The 17,639-nt window shown below is 50.5% G+C and carries 14 protein-coding genes; 8 read left to right on the plus strand and 6 right to left on the minus strand.

The features are described 5' to 3' along the window. Positions 1-64: 64 nt before the first annotated feature. The 5 genes from ACO0LH_RS05010 (at position 65) to ACO0LH_RS05030 (ending at position 3,608) form a co-directional block, all read left to right on the plus strand. A complete protein-coding gene (locus tag ACO0LH_RS05010; protein WP_422940567.1) occupies positions 65-913 on the plus strand; it encodes a DUF3034 family protein in 849 nt (282 codons plus the stop codon). 20 nt (positions 914-933) lie between these two features. Next, the gene (locus ACO0LH_RS05015) at positions 934-1,368 is read left to right on the plus strand and encodes a group I truncated hemoglobin (RefSeq protein ID WP_422939936.1); all 435 of its coding nucleotides are present in this window, start codon (positions 934-936) and stop codon (positions 1,366-1,368) included. A 190-nt stretch (positions 1,369-1,558) separates the two neighbouring features. Further along, positions 1,559-2,380 carry a DUF3034 family protein gene (locus ACO0LH_RS05020; RefSeq protein WP_422940568.1) on the plus strand — a complete coding sequence of 274 codons (822 nt, stop codon included), beginning with the start codon at positions 1,559-1,561 and terminating at the stop codon, positions 2,378-2,380. A gap of 44 nt (positions 2,381-2,424) precedes the next feature. Beyond that, positions 2,425-2,868 (plus strand): group I truncated hemoglobin, encoded by a 444-nt coding sequence (locus ACO0LH_RS05025; RefSeq protein WP_422939937.1) that lies wholly within the window; start codon positions 2,425-2,427, stop codon positions 2,866-2,868. Positions 2,869-2,930: 62 nt separating this feature from the next. After that, positions 2,931-3,608 carry a methylamine utilization protein gene (locus ACO0LH_RS05030; RefSeq protein WP_422939938.1) on the plus strand — a complete coding sequence of 226 codons (678 nt, stop codon included), beginning with the start codon at positions 2,931-2,933 and terminating at the stop codon, positions 3,606-3,608. A gap of 22 nt (positions 3,609-3,630) precedes the next feature. Here the strand turns inward: ACO0LH_RS05030 and ACO0LH_RS05035 are convergent, their stop codons facing one another. Further along, positions 3,631-4,551, minus strand: a complete 921-nt coding sequence (locus tag ACO0LH_RS05035; RefSeq protein WP_422939939.1) for a collagenase — start codon at positions 4,549-4,551, stop codon at positions 3,631-3,633. A gap of 384 nt (positions 4,552-4,935) precedes the next feature. On the opposite strand from ACO0LH_RS05035, the gene ACO0LH_RS05040 reads away from it, so the two are divergent. Both ACO0LH_RS05040 and ACO0LH_RS05045 read left to right on the plus strand, forming a co-directional pair. Further along, positions 4,936-7,725 (plus strand): TonB-dependent receptor plug domain-containing protein, encoded by a 2,790-nt coding sequence (locus tag ACO0LH_RS05040; RefSeq protein ID WP_422939940.1) that lies wholly within the window; start codon positions 4,936-4,938, stop codon positions 7,723-7,725. A 173-nt stretch (positions 7,726-7,898) separates the two neighbouring features. After that, positions 7,899-9,110 carry a M24 family metallopeptidase gene (locus ACO0LH_RS05045; protein WP_422939942.1) on the plus strand — a complete coding sequence of 404 codons (1,212 nt, stop codon included), beginning with the start codon at positions 7,899-7,901 and terminating at the stop codon, positions 9,108-9,110. 66 nt (positions 9,111-9,176) lie between these two features. Here the strand turns inward: ACO0LH_RS05045 and ACO0LH_RS05050 are convergent, their stop codons facing one another. The 4 genes from ACO0LH_RS05050 to tagH all read right to left on the minus strand — a co-directional run bounded on the left by ACO0LH_RS05050 (position 9,177) and on the right by tagH (position 13,670). Continuing rightward, a complete protein-coding gene (locus ACO0LH_RS05050; protein ID WP_422939943.1) occupies positions 9,177-9,659 on the minus strand; it encodes a TssQ family T6SS-associated lipoprotein in 483 nt (160 codons plus the stop codon). A 12-nt stretch (positions 9,660-9,671) separates the two neighbouring features. After that, complete coding sequence (locus ACO0LH_RS05055; protein ID WP_422939945.1) at positions 9,672-11,498, minus strand: serine/threonine protein kinase; 1,827 nt, start codon at positions 11,496-11,498, stop codon at positions 9,672-9,674. Between the two features lie 124 nt (positions 11,499-11,622). Next, positions 11,623-12,387 carry a PP2C family protein-serine/threonine phosphatase gene (locus ACO0LH_RS05060; protein WP_422939946.1) on the minus strand — a complete coding sequence of 255 codons (765 nt, stop codon included), beginning with the start codon at positions 12,385-12,387 and terminating at the stop codon, positions 11,623-11,625. A 32-nt stretch (positions 12,388-12,419) separates the two neighbouring features. Continuing rightward, a complete protein-coding gene (gene tagH, locus ACO0LH_RS05065) occupies positions 12,420-13,670 on the minus strand; it encodes a type VI secretion system-associated FHA domain protein TagH (RefSeq protein WP_422939947.1) in 1,251 nt (416 codons plus the stop codon). A gap of 509 nt (positions 13,671-14,179) precedes the next feature. Here tagH and ACO0LH_RS05070 point away from each other — a divergent pair. Continuing rightward, positions 14,180-14,680, plus strand: a complete 501-nt coding sequence (locus tag ACO0LH_RS05070) for a helix-turn-helix domain-containing protein (protein ID WP_422939948.1) — start codon at positions 14,180-14,182, stop codon at positions 14,678-14,680. A gap of 64 nt (positions 14,681-14,744) precedes the next feature. Here the strand turns inward: ACO0LH_RS05070 and ACO0LH_RS05075 are convergent, their stop codons facing one another. Continuing rightward, the gene (locus ACO0LH_RS05075; RefSeq protein WP_422939949.1) at positions 14,745-17,573 is read right to left on the minus strand and encodes a TonB-dependent receptor; all 2,829 of its coding nucleotides are present in this window, start codon (positions 17,571-17,573) and stop codon (positions 14,745-14,747) included. Positions 17,574-17,639 lie beyond the last annotated feature (66 nt).

A 17,639-nucleotide genomic window follows, 5' to 3' on the forward strand; every position in this document is an offset into this window, starting at 1 on the left:
GGTGATATTTATGTCCGTTAAAAAAAGCTTACCCCTTGGCCTCGCCCTCGTTTCCCTGTTATACATGGCGGCTGCGTGCGCTCAAAGCCTGCCTTCGCCAGACAAAGGTAAATTACTTGCAACTGGCGGCGTCATCCAGATAGAAGGCGCTGGCGGTGGTGGACTGACGCCCTGGGCAACCATCACGGGGTACGGCAGCGAAGATAGTTACGGTGTCAATGCGCATCTGACGCAAGTCCAGACGCAGGACTATAAATTACAAACTTATGGCGTGGCGATAGGCATTGCTGACAAACTTGAGTTGTCGCTATCCACACAAAAATTTACCGGCAGCCAGGCACCACTGGATAAACTGGAATTGAATCAGGACGTGGTCGGCATCAAACTTAAAATCTCTGGTGACCTGGTGACCGATCAGGACAACTGGCAACCGCAAATTGCCGTCGGTGCCATGTTTAAACGTAACCATGCGGTAAAAGGCCTGGAAGCGCTGGGCGTGACCAATGTCAAGCAACTGGGCGCGATGGATGACAGCGGCATTGATTATTATGCATCGGCGACTAAACTGATGCTGGAAAACAGCTTGCTAGTCAATGGCACCTTACGCCTGACCAAAGCCAATCAGATGGGCTTGCTGGGTTTTGGCGGCGACAAACACAACAGGTATCAGCTAGTGCCTGAGATTTCTGTCGCTTATCTGATCAACCGCAAACTGGTGGGCGGTGTTGAATACCGTGTGAAACCGCAAAATCTGGGTGTCGATAATGAAAAAGCCTATTACGATGCTTTTTTAGCCTGGTTTCCCAGCAAGGAATTTTCCGTCACCCTGGCCTATGCGAGACTGGGAGACATTACCGTTTTCAACCCCAAAAATCAACGTGGCTGGTATCTGTCGCTGCAAGTGGGCAACTGAGGGCGTGTTAAGGAAGCGATATGAAACAAGCAATTACAGCCTTCACCATCAGCTTATTGCTGGCAACTGGCATGTCTGCGCAAGCTCAGCCTGCGCCTGATACCTTATTCCAGGCGCTGGGCAAAGAGGCTGGCATCAGCCAGATCGTTGATGAACTGATCAAGCTGCTCATGCAGGACGAGCGTATCAAGACCTCATTCAAGGAAACCGATATGCGCCGCCTGGCAGTGCTACTGAAAGAGCAATTTTGCGTGATCAGTGGCGGCCCCTGTAAATATACCGGTGATGACATGAAAGTCGTGCATGAAAATCTAGGTATCAAGGCAGCGCAATTTAACGCATTGGCAGAAGACCTGCAAATTGCAATGGACAAATTGTCTATTTCTTCTGCTACTCAAAATAAATTAATGGCGAAACTGGCCCCTATGAAACGGGACATTGTCATCGTCAAATAATTTTTCGGTTTTTTGCATGCGCTTGAATCCAAAGTCCGTATCACAGCGTACAAGAAGCAGGTGCCCGGATTCACGGGTGTAAGTAAGTCCAACGCAAGGAAGCAAGATGCAAATTTCCAAAAAAATCCTTCGCTCAGCCGTGCTTTGCGGCTGCTCGACTCTCTGCCAGATCAACTTTGCCCAGGACAGCATGAAACCCGACATGGGTAAATTGACTGCTACCGGCGGTGTCAGCCAGCTCGAAGGTGCAGGTGGTGGTGGTCTCACACCCTGGGCGTTGATTACCGGTTATGGCACACGTGACAGCTATGGCGCCAACGCGCATCTGACGCAAGTCAATACCCAGGATTATAGTCTGAAGACTTATGGAGTCGCTGTCGGCATCGCAGACCGTGTCGAGTTGTCACTGGCAACGCAGGAATTTACAGGCAGCCTGGCTCCCTTGAATGCCCTGAACATCAAACAGGATATTGTCGGCATCAAATTTAAATTGGCGGGCGATGCCGTCTATGACCAGGATAGCTGGATGCCGCAGATTGCCGCCGGTGCCATGTTCAAACGCAACAAGGGCATAGGTGGTCTGGGTGCACTGGGAGTGACGAATGTCAAACAGTTGGGCGCCAAAGATGACCGCGGTGTTGACTACTATGTGGCTGCCACAAAGATTCTGCTTGAACAAAGCCTGCTGTTAAATGGCACGGTACGCCTGACCAAGGCCAATCAGATGGGCATACTGGGTTTTGGCGGCGATAAGAAAGATAGCTATCAGGCCGAGCTGGAAACTTCAGCTGCTTATCTGATCAATCGCAAATTGGCAGTTGGCGCTGAGTACCGCATGAAACCGCGGAATCTGGGTGTCGATAATGAAAAAGATTATTACGATGTCTTCGTTGCCTGGTTCCCCAGCAAAAATCTTTCTGTTACTGCTGCCTACGCAACACTGGGCGACATCACGGTATTCAATCCTAAAAACCAACGTGGCTGGTACCTGTCTGTACAAGCCGGTTTTTAAGCGATACAAAAAAACAAACCATACTTTCTACTGAGACCACCACTATGATTTCTTTTCCATCATTCAGCAAAGCCGCGTGCGCTGTCTTTCTTTTCTGCGGACTCTGCTTTTCTTCTCAAGCGCAAACCAGCAATGACGCGCTTTATCAAAGTTTGGGAGCCAAACAGGGTATCAGCACTTTTGTGAATGACTTTGTTGCTATTGTTCTGGAAGACCAACGCATCAACAAGGCATTTAAAGATACCGATATTGAACGGCTATCCTTCATGCTGACCGAACAATTTTGTGAATTAAGCGGTGGCCCCTGCAAATATAGCGGTAAAAGCATGCAGGAAGCCCATAAGGACATGCAAGTCACCAATGCCCATTTCAATGCGCTGGCGGAAGATTTGCAAATCGCCATGGACAAGCATCAGGTGCCATCATCTGCGCAGAATAAACTGATTGCCAAACTGGCGCCGATGCAAAGACCTATCGTTACCAAATAAATCTGTCATGGAAATATGCTGCTAAGCTGTCATAGCGACTGAGACTGAAACTGGAAATTTAAATGCAAACCTTTAGCAATCCAAACGTGCACAAGCCATCTTTTCGCCTCTCTTTGGCCTTATGGTTTTCTCTGGCTTGTGGCATATCGCCTGCAACCAACGCAGCCAATCTGAGTTTTCAGGCATTGGACAAAAACGGCGCTGCCATGGCGGATGTCGTGATCTATGCAACACCCGTAGGTATGGCTTTACCACCTGCCAACAGGACAGATACGGCGATCATCTCGCAAAGTGATATGCAGTTTTCCCCCTATGTCACGGCAGTGCAGACCGGCTCGCAAGTCAGGTTTCCCAATTATGACAAGATGGAACACCATGTTAAATCTTTCTCTGCCGCGAAAGAATTTGAAATCAAGACCTATGAACGTGGCGTCGTACCGCCACCCGTCTTGTTTGACAAACCTGGCATCGTCATCGTGTATTGCCTGTTGCATAACTGGATGCGTGCCTACGTGCTGGTACTGGACACCCCCTACTTTATCAAGACCGATCAACTGGGTACGGCCAATCTGGATCGATTGCCAAACGGCACTTATGAAATCAAGGCCTGGCATCCCACTATGGGTAGCATCAAACCACCGCTGACCCAGACCATCAAGGTCAGTGACCAGTCACCGCCGATCAAATGGCAGTTTGATTTTGTACCAGTGCCCAGAAAAACCAAGGCTGTCAGCAATTAAGGCTGACTGGTCAGGTGCATGATCAGGTCTTTGCCAGCGCGGCTAGCCAGTCAGCAAATTCCTTGTCCATGTCCTTGCCCCAGGAACGTACCAGCGACTGATAACGCGGGTAATCACCTGCACGCGTGAAGACCAGCATCTGCTCGATTCTGTCACGGTGTTTTTCCATCATGAAACGAACCGCCAGATATCCCCAGCTATAGATTCTGACTGTGCCATTATTGGCTTCATAGCCGGTATCAAACAGTTGGCTCAGTGCGTAGTTTTTTTCTGCCGCTGCTTTGACAGCCTGCGGGTTGTCATTCATCTTTGACACATACTCAGCGATGCCTTCAGTCCACCAGACCAGATAAGGTGTCAGCGGCGCAGGTTTGGCGCAGTTCTCTGGTGGCGCATGCGAGTCATGCAAGTTGGCGCAAAAATCGCCGTAGAGATTAAAACGGCCATCCAGATAATGCACATATTCATGACCCAGATTGAGTATGCTGCCATCCTTTTTCTGGTTTGCCACAAACTCGGCCTGGTTGCCTGCGCGATCAGGAAAACCTTCCAGATACATGCCACCGTTATCGGTAGGCATATCAAAATGCTGACCGGCATATTTGACGAAATCTTCTTTCGACTGATAGATATTTGCGCGCAGGCTGCGATTGTAGTCATCCTTGACCGGCTTGCCACTGGTGTTAAAAATACTATGGAATTGCTGCTCCAATTTACCCAGCATCTGACAGGCGGCCGTTTCGGCTTCTGCTGTCAACGCTTGTGAACGCAAACTGAGTGTAGGACTGCATTTATGAACATGCGTCAGCACTTGCTGAATTTGCCTGTCCCTCTCGCTCACAGGCTGTTGTTGCATGCTATTGCAGGCTGCCAGCAAACCCAGGCTAGCCAATAAAAGCCCTTTCGCACCCTTCATTGCCTTCATTTCAATACTTGTCTTCAAATTGTTCTCCTTTTTTATAAATGCTATCCGACCTGGGTAATTCAACCTGGAAATTTCCCGGAAGCGGCGTTGTAAATACGCCGCAAATATTTTATAAATATACTGTAAATATATTTAAATTGGTACATTTGAGTCCCGCTGAATTTGCTTCATGCATTTTTGACTGGCAAATGCGAGGGGATACATGGGAAAGATGTGCAGATAAACACCATGTTTCACATATCACAAATAAATAGAAGATCAGCTCCGCGCATCTGGGCGGGCGTCTGGTACGGGAAATAAAACATTTCTGACGCGCGCACTGCGAAGCAGAAATGGGGGTGACTGTTCATTTGAGGGAATGAATGGTGAGACTGAGGGCAACCTCGAACACAGGAGCATATTTTGAAAAATCTACCAAACATGAAAAAATCTGTGCTGGCCATCGCGCTGGCACTGGCTGGCATGCAAGCAGCAAACGCACAGGACAATGCACCACCACAAAAAGTCGTGGTGACAGGCTCCAACATCAAGCGCGTCGATAGTGAAACAGCCTCGCCCATACAAATACTGACGCGCCAGGAAATTCTGGAAAGCGGCGCCAATACCGTCAAGGATTTGCTCGACAATCTCAGCAATAATGATCACGGTGCCATCAGTGATCTGGGTGGTGCCAATTCCTGGGCCAGCGGTGCATCTGGTGTGTCACTGCGCAACCTCGGACTGACAGCCACCCTGACTCTGCTCAATGGTCGTCGTTTGCCCAGTTATGGTTTTGCCGATGGACTGCAAGCCACGTTCGTCAACATAGATGCGATTCCGGCAAATGCGATTGAGCGCGTGGAAATACTGAAAGATGGTGCCTCTGCCATTTATGGTTCTGACGCCGTGGCTGGTGTGATCAATATCATTACCCGCAAGGATTATCAGGGCGTTACCCTGGACGCCAGCGCCCAGCAATCCCTGCGCAGCAGCCTGCTCAACAAACAACAAGTTGCCTCCATCACCGTCGGTACTGGCGACTTTGATAAAGATGGCTATAACGTGTATGCGCATCTGGAAGCCTTTCACCGCGGGGCCTATAAAGACCGCGACATCTTCCCGCTACTGCCAGACTGGTATCTGAAAATGAATCCAGACCGGGCGGCTTTGTCGACTGGTTCTTTTCCTGGTAACTACACCGGACGTTACCCTGCCAACTATGCTGACAGCAGCCTGGCCGGCAAATCGTTTACGACAGCCGCACCAGGCTGCGCGCCGCAATTGCTGATCGGTGGTTTATGCCGTTATGACTACTGGAAAGACAGCGATGCCAACCCGGCAGCTGACCGTATTTCCTTCTTCAGCATGGGTCGGAAAAAACTGGGCGACAACCTGACAGGGTTTGCAGAAATCAGCCTGTCAAATACCAAAAGTACGTATTACACCTCGGTACCACGCAGTAGCATCACCGGTGTACCATTGACGTGGTATGACTCCCTCAAAGGTGAAATGCAGTATTTCACCGATCCGCAATTGCCTGTTGGTCATCCCAATAATCCCTATTCATTTCCGGTCGGACTGAACTACCGTTTCTCTGATAATCCGGATATGTTCAAGAACGTCGGTGAAGCCCGTCAATACCGTGTCATGACCGGGCTGGAAGGCAATCATCTCGGTTGGGAATGGGATAGCGCCTTAGGCACCATGAGTTCTACCGCAACCCAGAAACAGCATTTATACCGTGACCGCTATGGCTATTACAATGCCATCGTCAGCGGCGAATACAAATTTGGCGCAGTCAATCCACAATCAGTCCTGGACAAGATGTTCCCTGAAATGGGTTCACACGGCACCTCTACCCAGACTTTCTTTGATTTCAAAGCGTCGCGTGAATTAATGGCGCTGGGTGGTGGCCCCTTGCAACTGGCAACCGGTTTTGACATCCGTCATGAAACATTTGAACAAGCCAGTAGCGACAATGTATTGAATGCACAGATCGTCCAGTTCAGCGGCGTTTCGATACAAGGTTCACGCAATGTGTCTGCTGCATTTGCGGAATTGAATGCGCCATTCACCAAACAGCTGGAGGGTAGTTTTGCCTTGCGGGCTGACAAATCCGGCCAGACTGAAGCCGCTGTTGTACCGAAGATGGGGCTTTCTTACAAGGCGACTGATTTCCTGATGTTGCGCGGTACAGCGTCTGAAGGTTTCCGCGCACCAACCCTACCGGAAACCGGCAACGGTGGCGCATCCTGGTTCAATAATGGCTATCTGGACCCCAAGCGCTGTGCGATGGCAACGCAAATGTCAGATGCGCTGAAAAAGGGTAATTCCATCGACCAGTCTGATGCCAGCGTGGCGTATAACCTGGGTTGCTCAGTCAGTTTCCCGGCGCGCGTCTTGCCGAACAAGGATCTGAAACCAGAAAAATCTAATAGCTTTACCCTGGGTCTGGTATTACAGGCAACCAAGGACATCAGCCTGACACTGGATTATTACAACATCAAACGTCGTGACGAAATCTCGGTATTGGGCGTTGATGAAACCCTGGCCAATGAAGACAAGAAAGCAGGCCTGGTAGAACGCGGTGCACTGACTTCGCAAGATATCGATCTGGCACAAAGAGCGAGCGCGCTGGCTGGCAAGCAACTGGGTTTTACCATTGGCCCGATTGCCACCATCGGTGCACAATATGCCAACCTGACCAAGACCAAAGTTGCAGGCTTTGACGTGGATGTCAACAGCAAATGGCAATTGGGCAGCGCCGGAAAACTCAATGCCGGCCTGGAATTGAACTACCAACTCGATTACCGTAGCTGGAGTTCATTCACCAACAGCTATAGCGAAAACTATGTTGGTCGTCGCGGCACACCCAAAATCAATGCCATTGGCAAGTTCAGCTGGGCACTGGGCGACTGGAACGCCGGTGCACGTATCTACTACACCAGCGGCACGACGTTAAGCTGGGGCGATCTCGACACAGCCAATACGCCACAGGGTTGCATGGATCGTGGCGTCAATGTGGAGGACTGCAAAATTTCTGCTGACACCACAGTCGATCTTTCCATGTCTTATAAAGGATGGAAAAATACCTTGTTGTCGATGAACCTGTTCAACGCATTTGGCCGTGACTCACTGGTACAAATGCGTCCAGGCAGTGCGCTGCCATTGCGCGGCAGGACCTTGAAAGTGTCGTTAGAGCATAAGTTCTGACCCAGCCTGATCCGTGTTGAGGAAATCCCTGCCCTATCCTGGCAGGGATTTTTTGTTTAATGACTATGCCAATTTCTGCATTCAGCCACCCGGAAAGCATCAAGCCAATGCCTGCCATTTATACTAAGCTGTCACGTTAATTTAATACGGCCAAGCATGAAAGGGATTTCAGGATGACGACAGGCATAGGTGGTTCCAGCGCTGCCACAGAACTGGCAGGTATACACAAGAACCTGGACGATGTCAGACCCATTACCGCCGCTGAACGTCAGGGCAGAATAGAAAAAGCGGCCAGGCTGATGCAGGTCAATGCCATTGACGCCCTGCTGCTGACTGCGGGCAGCAGTCTGTATTATTTCACGGGCCTGCACTGGTATCCGAGTGAACGCCTGACCGCTGCCATCCTGACGCCGGATGCCAGGCTGGTATTTATCTGCCCTGGCTTTGAAGAATCAAAATTACGCGAAACCCTGGGGGCGAACGCCGACATCCGCTTGTGGAATGAAGAAGATGATCCAAGCCTACTGGTGAAAACGACGCTGCAAGATTTGTTATGCAAGACCAATACCATCGCACTGGATGAAAGTGCTGCGTTTTTTATCTTTGATGGCTTGCGCCGTGCACTGCCGCTGTCACAGATCATCAATGGCAATGTGATTACCGCTGAATGCCGCATGCATAAATCGACGGCAGAGCTGGCCTTGATGCAAAGGGTTAAAAACATCACTCTGGAAGTGCAAAAGAAAGCTGCGCGCATTTTACATGAAGGTATTTCTTCCTATGAAGTGGCGCGGTTCATCGACCAGGCGCATCGTGCCTATGGCGGCAGCCCTTCAACTTTCTGTATCGTCAGTTTCGGCCAGTTGACGGCCATACCGCATGGCCCGGATGGCGAACAATTCCTGTGTGAAGGCGATATGGTCCTGATCGACACCGGTTGCAAGCTGCAGGGCTATCATTCCGATATTACCCGCAGCTATGTGTTTGGCAAACCCAGCCAGCGCCAGCGTAATATCTGGGAACTGGAAAAAGCGGCACAGGCGGCGGCGTTTGAAGCGGCTCAAATTGGCGTCGCCTGCGAAGAGGTTGATGCCGCAGCACGAAAAGTATTGGTCGCCGCAGGACTGGGGCCCGACTACCAGTTACCTGGCCTGCCCCACCGTACTGGCCACGGCATAGGCCTGGACATCCATGAATGGACTTACCTGGTCAAAGGCAACAAGCGCCCTCTTGCTGCCGGCATGTGTTTCAGCAATGAACCCATGATTTGCATAGAAGGTGAATTCGGTATCCGTCTGGAAGACCATTTTTATATGACTGAACAGGGGCCGCGCTGGTTCACAGGGCAGAGCCATGCAGTTGACGCGCCTTTTGCCAGTGCCTGAGCAAAGATATCAGGCAGCTTAGCCAGAACTGGCCAGAGGAGATACCCTGGCAAACCCTGTTTTGACTTATTTAGACTTGACGGCGTTCTTGGATTTCAGGAACACCGGTCCCCAGATAGGGTGGCCTATTTCACTGGGCAACAGGGTAAAACTGGGGTCCAGCTTCAGGGCACGATCAAATTGCGCACGGCACAGTTGTATCTTGGACGTAACGCAATAACTGAAGGCCATGATCTTGAGGGCATTTACCTGGATTGCCTTGTTATGCCCATTCCAGATTTCTGTTGAAGTATTCAATTTCTTGATGGCACCGCTGTAGTCCCCGCCGTCATACAGCGCCATGCCATCTTTCAGGGCTTGGGCATCTGTATATGCGGGCACAGGTGGCGGCTCAGCCGGGGCAGGCGCAGGTTGCGGTGCCGGTGCTTCTTTTGGCTTGACTACCGGTTTTGGCGCAGCGACCTGCGTGGGCTGGGTTTCGCAGCCCGACAACATGGCGCACGCCAGCACTAAGGCACTGGCACCTGCGTATTGAAATGTGTTCTTCATGTTTCCTGCACTTTATTTAGTCGTGAATTCATGCTCTATCATAGCTGAATTGCTTTTCGCTGAATCCACTTCTGTCACCAGGTCAGGGAAACCGGGATTGGTCACCCTGATTTTGTGCTTGCCCTGTGTCAGGCTTAATTGTTTCAGGGGTGGGCTGGCACCTTGCTGTATGCCATCGACAAAAATCGTGCCCCAGGGTTTGATGGCCAGTTTGACACTGAATTTAACGGGTGCTTTTTCAGCTACCACGGCACTGGCTGGTTTGTCTGTGATGGAAGTACTGGCAATATTGCCGGCATTATTCACCTTGTTCAGCGCTGCCTTGTTCAAGTCCTTGATGCGTAAATGCGCGGCATCAGCATATTTGCCATTTGGGTATTGCTGCAAAAATACGTTTATGGCATCCACACTGGCATTGGCATCATCTTTCAATTTGTCCCAGGCCAATTTTTCGGGGTCCGCCTTGACGACGATCGCTGATGAAGCGGGTGCGGTGCTAACTTCTGGCACTGGAGCAGGCACTACTGCTGACGCAACCGTCGATATCGATGCTGTTTCAGGCTTGGATTGTTTGCCAGTGACATCGGGCAGGGCTTGTTGAGCAGCCAACGGCAAAGCAGGTACGGTATTGGTCTTTTCAGTACGGCTAAAAACATAAATCAAGGCAAGCAAAACCAGCACGACACCACCAAGCGCAATCGCTGCCACAGGTTTGGCACGCAAGCTGGCGATCAACCCGACACCCGCATGCACTGCGGCCTGATCATCGTTTGGCGGTATCTCATCCTTCAGCTTTGCAGGCTTGTTGCCGCTGGCAAGAATGGGGACAACTTTGCCAGTTTCATTGCTGACGTCTTCGTGCGTCTCGCTGCCAGGTTCAGACTTATTTTTGCGTGATTTGCGTGTTGAGGCAAACGCGCTGATGCCCAGTGACTGGCGAAACTCATCAATGCTCTGGGGCCGGTCCTGCGGCTGTATGGCCAGGGCCTTTTCAATTGCCCTGAGAAATTTTTCACTGAACCCTGGGCGTGCCCCCTCATGCAAAGTCACCAGAGAATCTTTGACAACACGAGCTACCGACATCGGTGGTGGAGACTTGACTATGGCGAAATACATGACAGCTGCCAGCGCATAGATATCTGTCCACGAACCTTGTTGCATATCGGATTCATCCGAATACTGCTCTACCGGCGCATAACCAGGCTTCAGGATAACGGTAAGGCCTTGCGTCATATCACCAATGATCTGACGGGCTGAGCCAAAATCGAGCAGGACTGCCACGCCATTTTTTTGTACGATGATATTGTCAGGCGAAATATCCCTGTGCAAAATCTTGGATTTGTACAGGGTATCGAGCGCTTCTAGAATTTGTTTGAAGATAAACTTGAGCCAGGCCTCGGTCACCAGTTGCGGGCGCTTGTTGACGATATCTTTCAGCGTATGGCCGTCATAATGACGCATGACCATATAGGCAGTCTTGTTTTCTTCCCAGAAGCGGTACACCTTGACCAGAGATGGATGGTCAAACTGGGCCAGCAGGCGGGCTTCGTTGATAAAGCTTTTTAAGCCCGCTTCAAAAGTTTTTTTATGGCGCTCAGCGCGTATGACTACGCTGGTATCGGCCGCCCGTCCAGCCAGCGCGCCAGGCATATATTCCTTGATGGCGACAGTGCGTTGCAGAGAATGGTCAAACGCCAGATAGACGATGCCAAAGCCGCCCTCCCCCAAAATGCCAGTGATCTCAAAATCGTTCAGACGTGTGCCGACCGCGAGACAATTCTCGGTCGCTGCATGAAATGCAGTGGGTGTTGTTTCGGCGAGTAGTTTTTCGGTATTCAAGGATTACTCGGAAAATAGAATTTTTTTTATGATACAGGACTTATATGAAGCTACCATGAAGCAATAGCTTCTCCGGATAGCCCTACTACTATATTTCTTAATCGGCAGTGCTGACTCTGCAGTGTCATTTACTGGCGGCATCGTCACGCAGGAAAATGGTAAAAGCGGAGAAATTATCCCTGTTCATGGCCTGCGAAGATGTAATATTTTGTTCCGCAATGGCATTCATTTTACTTAACCATTCATCACTGCTTTGCGCACGAGACAGGCTCTGCTCCATTTCATCTTCATGTACCCACTCCCAAAAGCCATCCGTACAAAGCAGGAAGGCATCGCCGTCATGTAATTCAATGGCATCCATCGTTACTTCCGGGATGTTTCCACCTTCAGCACCAATCGCCGCAAACAGCAAATTGCGCTGGGGGTTGCTGCGTAGCAGCGCATAATCAGCATAACCTGCATCCACCAGCCTTTGCGCCTGACTATGATCTTTCGAAATAGTCTTTATCTTTCCTTCACGAAACTGGTAAATCCTGGTGTCCCCCAGATGCGCCCACAAGGCGCAACGGTTATTCTGATCTATCAGCATAGCAGCTATGGTGGTACTCATATCTGCCGGCCCGGTTTTATCCTGCTTGCTTTGGGCCAGCTTCAAGATCGCCCAGTCAAGGTAGGACAGCAGGGCCCGTGCGCTGAATGAGGCTTCCTGCACAAATTTTTCCATGATGGCAGCGATCACCAGATTGGCCGCAATTTCGCCGCCAGCATGGCCGCCAGTACCATCTGCCACGGCAAAACAGACCAGATCATCTTCATGCGCGCAGGCGAGCGCGTCCTGATTGGTCTGCCTGTTACCAATGGCGCTGATTTGCGCTGTATCCAGGTACATTTGCAAGAAAGTGGTCAATGTGGCCTTGAAAATCAGCGATCCAGATCCGCTCTTTCCACCTCGGCTTCATAGGCGCTTAAAAACTCCTTGCCGAACATGACCTGGAATCCTTCTTTTTTCCCTTTGGAAACCGTATCAAACAACTCGCTGAAATGATCCCACATGGCGGCCTTGCGGCGTGCTGGATTGATATGGTCGCGTAAAGTTGGGGCTTCCAGCAATTGCTCGATGTCGGTCGGCTCCAGTTGCTGCAACAGGGCTTCGCTGACGGCGCGCATACCTGCGGCGACACCCAATTGATGCGCACGTATGTCAAAAAAAGCATCTTCCATCGCTTCCGCAGGAGCCATGAAGCCCGGCATTTTCTTGCGCAGCATCTGAGTCAGGACGGTTTTACTATCCGGGAAAAACTTCAGGGGATTATTTTCACGCAAAACCACCATGGTGACTTCCGCTTTGACTTCACGCTTGAGCAGGGCCCGTTGCGACAGTTCTTCCATTGCGCCCTGCACTGAACTGGCCATGAATTTGCCGAGCGTTTCCATCAGCTCAACTGTCAACCCAGACGACAGGCTCAGCGTGGGAAGACCAGCTCCGTCCAGGAATGCCTGCATCAACTCGCTAGCGCTAGCCTGGGGCTTGCTGGTATCGGCAGGACGCTTGCTATCCTGACGCAGAACTGTCGATGCCGCCTCAGCCGAAGACAAATTTTCTTCGCTTGCGGCCTGTGCCTGCAAGGCGCTGCCATTGTCTGTGGTCATTTCAGCTTCCGGGCGCAGCAAAAACTGGGGTGGCTGAACGGCTGGCTCACTTGCAGCCGCAGCGTTTTTTGACGACGCTACCCGCACGGTTGATGTATTTGTTTTTATATCCACAACTTGCGCTGTATGGACGACAGCATCAGCGGGCTCTGCACTTGCTTCCGTCGTCGCCTCTTCTGTCTGCTCTGCCTGTTCTGTCTCTTCGGCCTGGACTGCATCAACATTCAACAAATAAACGCCAATTTGTATTTCGTCGCCAGGATGAATTTCGTGATCGGCTTCTGCCACTATTTCCTTCCCGTTGACCAGGATAGGATTTGCCAGGCTCAGATTCATCAGATAATGGCGTCCAGCTATGCTCCATGCCTTGGCCTGGGTGCGCGAAACGAAGTGTTTGGGGTCGGGCAAAACCAGAAAATTGTCAGTATTACGGCCTATGGTTTCTTGTTCTTCTGCGAATACAGCAAAAATCGGTTCAACAGGTGCTTCGTTATTATAAGAAACGACGGCAATTTTAATCATTAGTGGAACTCCAAAACCAATTTATGACGCCTGTGTACATTTATATACGCAGGCCAGGCAGTTTGAAATAATCTCGCGATTGTTATCTGTTGTTTAGCGCATATTTTTGGAAAAATGAGGATTTTCCCTTATTTCTATCTGCTATTTGTCCAGGCACGACTTTGCCCTAGGGAAAGCGTGAATGCGGCACAAATTAAAATATTGCCAGAGTGTATAGCAGCTTACCCGATTATCGCAAAAACGGCGACTGGGTCAGCGCAAGTTTTAAGATTTGCACAATACTTAGCAACAACACACGCGCATTCAATGGCATTTGGGCAAGTAGATATGACAGCATCTGAGCTTTTTCTGGACTAAATGTTGCTTACAGGCACGCAAATGAAATTTTGCGTGAATCACAGTATTAGTCGTCATACATCTGTAATATATTATGATGCGCGTTGTATTGCCCTGTAAGTCAATTTTTGTCTGTTTCAAACTGTCGTTTTATCTATTTATGAAGGAAGGTAATGAGTCATTCTGATCAAAGTGAACCTGCTCTGTCAGAAGTAACGGGAACATTTCATTACCAGGAGTTGATTGACTCCCGGCTGGGGCAACCAATTGCCGCCGATTTAACTGATGCAGAAGCTGAAAAATTGGCTTTGTCACCTGGCGCGAAGCTGGCCGCGGGGCGTAACGCGATGGGATGGTCAGTCGAGCAGGTGGCCGCGCAATTGAAGATGGCACCGCGTCAAATCATTTCCATCGAAAAAGATGACTATGCTGCCTTGCCTGAGGCCGCCATAGTCAAAGGCTTTGTACGCGCCTATGCAAAATTGCTCAAGCTGGACCCTGCTGTTGTCGTCGCTCTCGTCATTATTGCGCCAGACAAGAACAAGACAGCCGCCACATCTCGTGCGGTGGTCAACACCGCGAACAAGGAAACAAATTCCTTGCCCGTCAAGGCCATCCTGTTTGTGTTTTTGCTGGCCGCATTGGCAATCGCCTATTTCAATCTGATTCATTAGGCAGAGCATTTGTTGGGCAGCAAGAAATAACCGTGCCTTTCGTCAAGGCACGGTAAATCTGCCCTTAAAAACTATATGAGCCTGTCATATAGAATGTCCTGCCCAGCGCATCAGCGTAGCGGCCATCATAACCCACCTGGTCGCCATTACCTTCTTTCAGCGACAGCGGTGGATTGACGTTGAACAAATTGCGTATGCCTACACTGATCGCCATATTTTTGCGCAACTGCATTCTGGTTTGCCAATCAAACGTCATATACGAAGAAACATCGCGGCGTACTTCGACAAAATTGCCAAAGCTGCCATCGGCATTGACTTCCCTGACGGTTGCTGGCGCATCATGGTAGCCAGAACGGTAATTCATGGTCAGTGCGTGGGTGAACATATCTGAGGTTTTCAAGGTTGTCACCAGTTTGCTGATCACGCGAAAAGCCACAGCATTACCCTCATCATAACGGCCTACACTATGCACAGTCGGGCTGCCAGGTATGTCAAAATCCGACATCAGCATATAGGTACCGGTCCAGTTAATGTTGAGCTTGCCGATTGGCGTCGCAGTCTTGAAGCTGTGATCCCAGTCTATGCCACGGTAATGCGCACTGGCGATATTAAATGAAGGCAGGGTACCCACCAGGATATTGCCGCCCTGACCTGGTTCATAAAATGTAGAGAACAGGTTTTGATAGCGTTCCGGGTGACCGAATACCGCAGATTCAGGGATTTGGGCAATCTGGTTTGCCATCCTGACATCCCATAAATCCAGCCCAAGCGAGAGATTGCTCACCGGCTCCACACGCAAACCTATGGTGGCCTGCTTGGATTCTTCCGGCTTCAGGCCGTTTTCGCCTGTCATGCGATTGCCGCCGGTGAGTATGTCGTATTGCGTCGCCCCCATGCAATTGACGGCGCGCGGATCTGGTGCCTTCACCGGGCAGGCATAGGTACCGGCCGTGTTGCCGCTATGCGTTAAAGGTGACGTGATATCGCTCATGCTGGCCATCTTGAAACCGGTGCCATAGGATGCGCGTAGCAAGACGTTATCCAATGCACGGTAGGCGGCTGACAATTTATACGTCAGTTTGTCAGCCTTGTTACCCTGGGTCGCGCTGGCAATGGACTTACCCTGTTCATCAAAATTTGCCGTGTTCGTGACAGCACTGTAATCGTCGTAACGTAGTGCAGCAGTCACGTCCAGCTGCTTGCTGAAAGGCATCAGCAGTTCTGCAAACGTACCCCAGTTCTTGCGGCTGGCAGCAATCGGCAGATCACCTGGCGAGTCTCCCAAAGGCGCGTCCGTATAATTCGGTTGCAGGGCATTCGTACCCATGCCTATGGGCGTGGCGAAATAATCATAGCGCTGTCTGGTGTAATCTGCCCCCAAACCCAGTTGTGATTTGCCACCGCCCAGCGAAAACAATTCACGTGACCCGCGTACACTCAACACATCCAGCGTGCTTTTTGAACTGGACCAGTTTTCATGCAGTACCGCCGGTGCCAGAATAGCGCTGGCCGCACCAGCTGGCCCGAATGGGTCGTATTGACCGCTATCGACGATAGCGTAGAATTTGTCCTTGCTCAAAAAGCCACCGGCAAAGTCGCGAATTCTTTTTGATATCGAATGGGTATAAGACAGATTGTAGTCAAAGCCAAACGCATTGCCGTCTGCACCTAATACCAAATGCTGGGCTTCCGTCGTGTAGGCCGTATTGCGCCCACCCGCATCAGAGATACGCAGACGCATTTTGGCTGAATCCAGATTGGCCGGGTTCACTCCCAAAGCGGACAGATAAGGTGTCACATATTTTGCAAACAGGGGACTGTCGAGACCCAGGTTCAGAGGCTGCGCCGCAGGCGCATAACGACCGGTTTGCTTGAAGCTTGAGACCACCGCTTCTGCTGATAAATTGGTGTCATTATTGAGCTTGTAATTCAGCGATGAAAACAGGCTGTCCCGTTTTGATTCGGGGATCAGTTGTACCGTCGACGCATAGTCAAAGCGGCAGCGGTTTTCTACCTGGAAGGTATTTGCTGCACAGGTTTTATCTTTCAGGTAATTTGGTGAAAACAGAACCGGATCTGAACCGTCCTTGAAATTCAACTGCGCAATTGCCGGACTGGAATTATCAGACAGTAACCAGCTCGCATAGTTTTTGCCGTTGAAAGAAAAACGTCTCACACCCGTATCGGCAAATGAGCGTTGATCAGCATTGAGCATGCGCTGCTCATCATGGCTATACGACAGCAGGATGTTATAGCCATCTTTATCCAGATCACCAAAACCCTTGGACAACCCCAGGCGATAAGATTTGCCACCAGCCTGTTGTGGTTGGGTATAGCTGACATCAACCGCTGCATCAGTCTGGTTTTTACGCAAGATGAAATTCACGACACCAGCAATGGCATCGGAACCATAGAGTGTTGACGCACCATCGGTCAGAATTTCTACACGCTCCACTGCCGACAAGGGGATGCTGGCCAGGTTGACTGTACTGCCAGCACCATACGATGCCAGACGGTGACCGTTCAACAGCACCAGCGTATACGCAGCGCCGATATTATGGATGGATGCGGTTTGCAAGCCGCCACCTCCACCATTGATGGTTTGATTGGCCGTGGCAAAACCCTGCATGCTTGGCAAAGCAGCGATCAGACTTTCCACATTGGTCGCACCGCTTTTTTCTATGTCGGCGCGCGACAAGGTTTGCACGGGTAATGCGGTTTCCTGATTGATGCGTTTAATCGATGAGCCAGTGACTTCTACCCGCTGCATGGCTGCACTGGGTTGATTTTCCTGTGCCTGCGCCTGTGCAGCGACCTGGAAAGTCAGCGATAAGCCTATGCTACTGGCGAACATGAGTCTCAGTGAATGAGACAAAACCTTTTCTTTCATCATTGTCTGCTCCGGGAATGGAATATATTTTTTTTGCTCGTACAAAAGTGTCATGCATGTCGCCTGCAT

It is taken from the genome of Undibacterium sp. TJN19 (assembly GCF_049339485.1).
Lineage (GTDB): Bacteria > Pseudomonadota > Gammaproteobacteria > Burkholderiales > Burkholderiaceae_D > Undibacterium.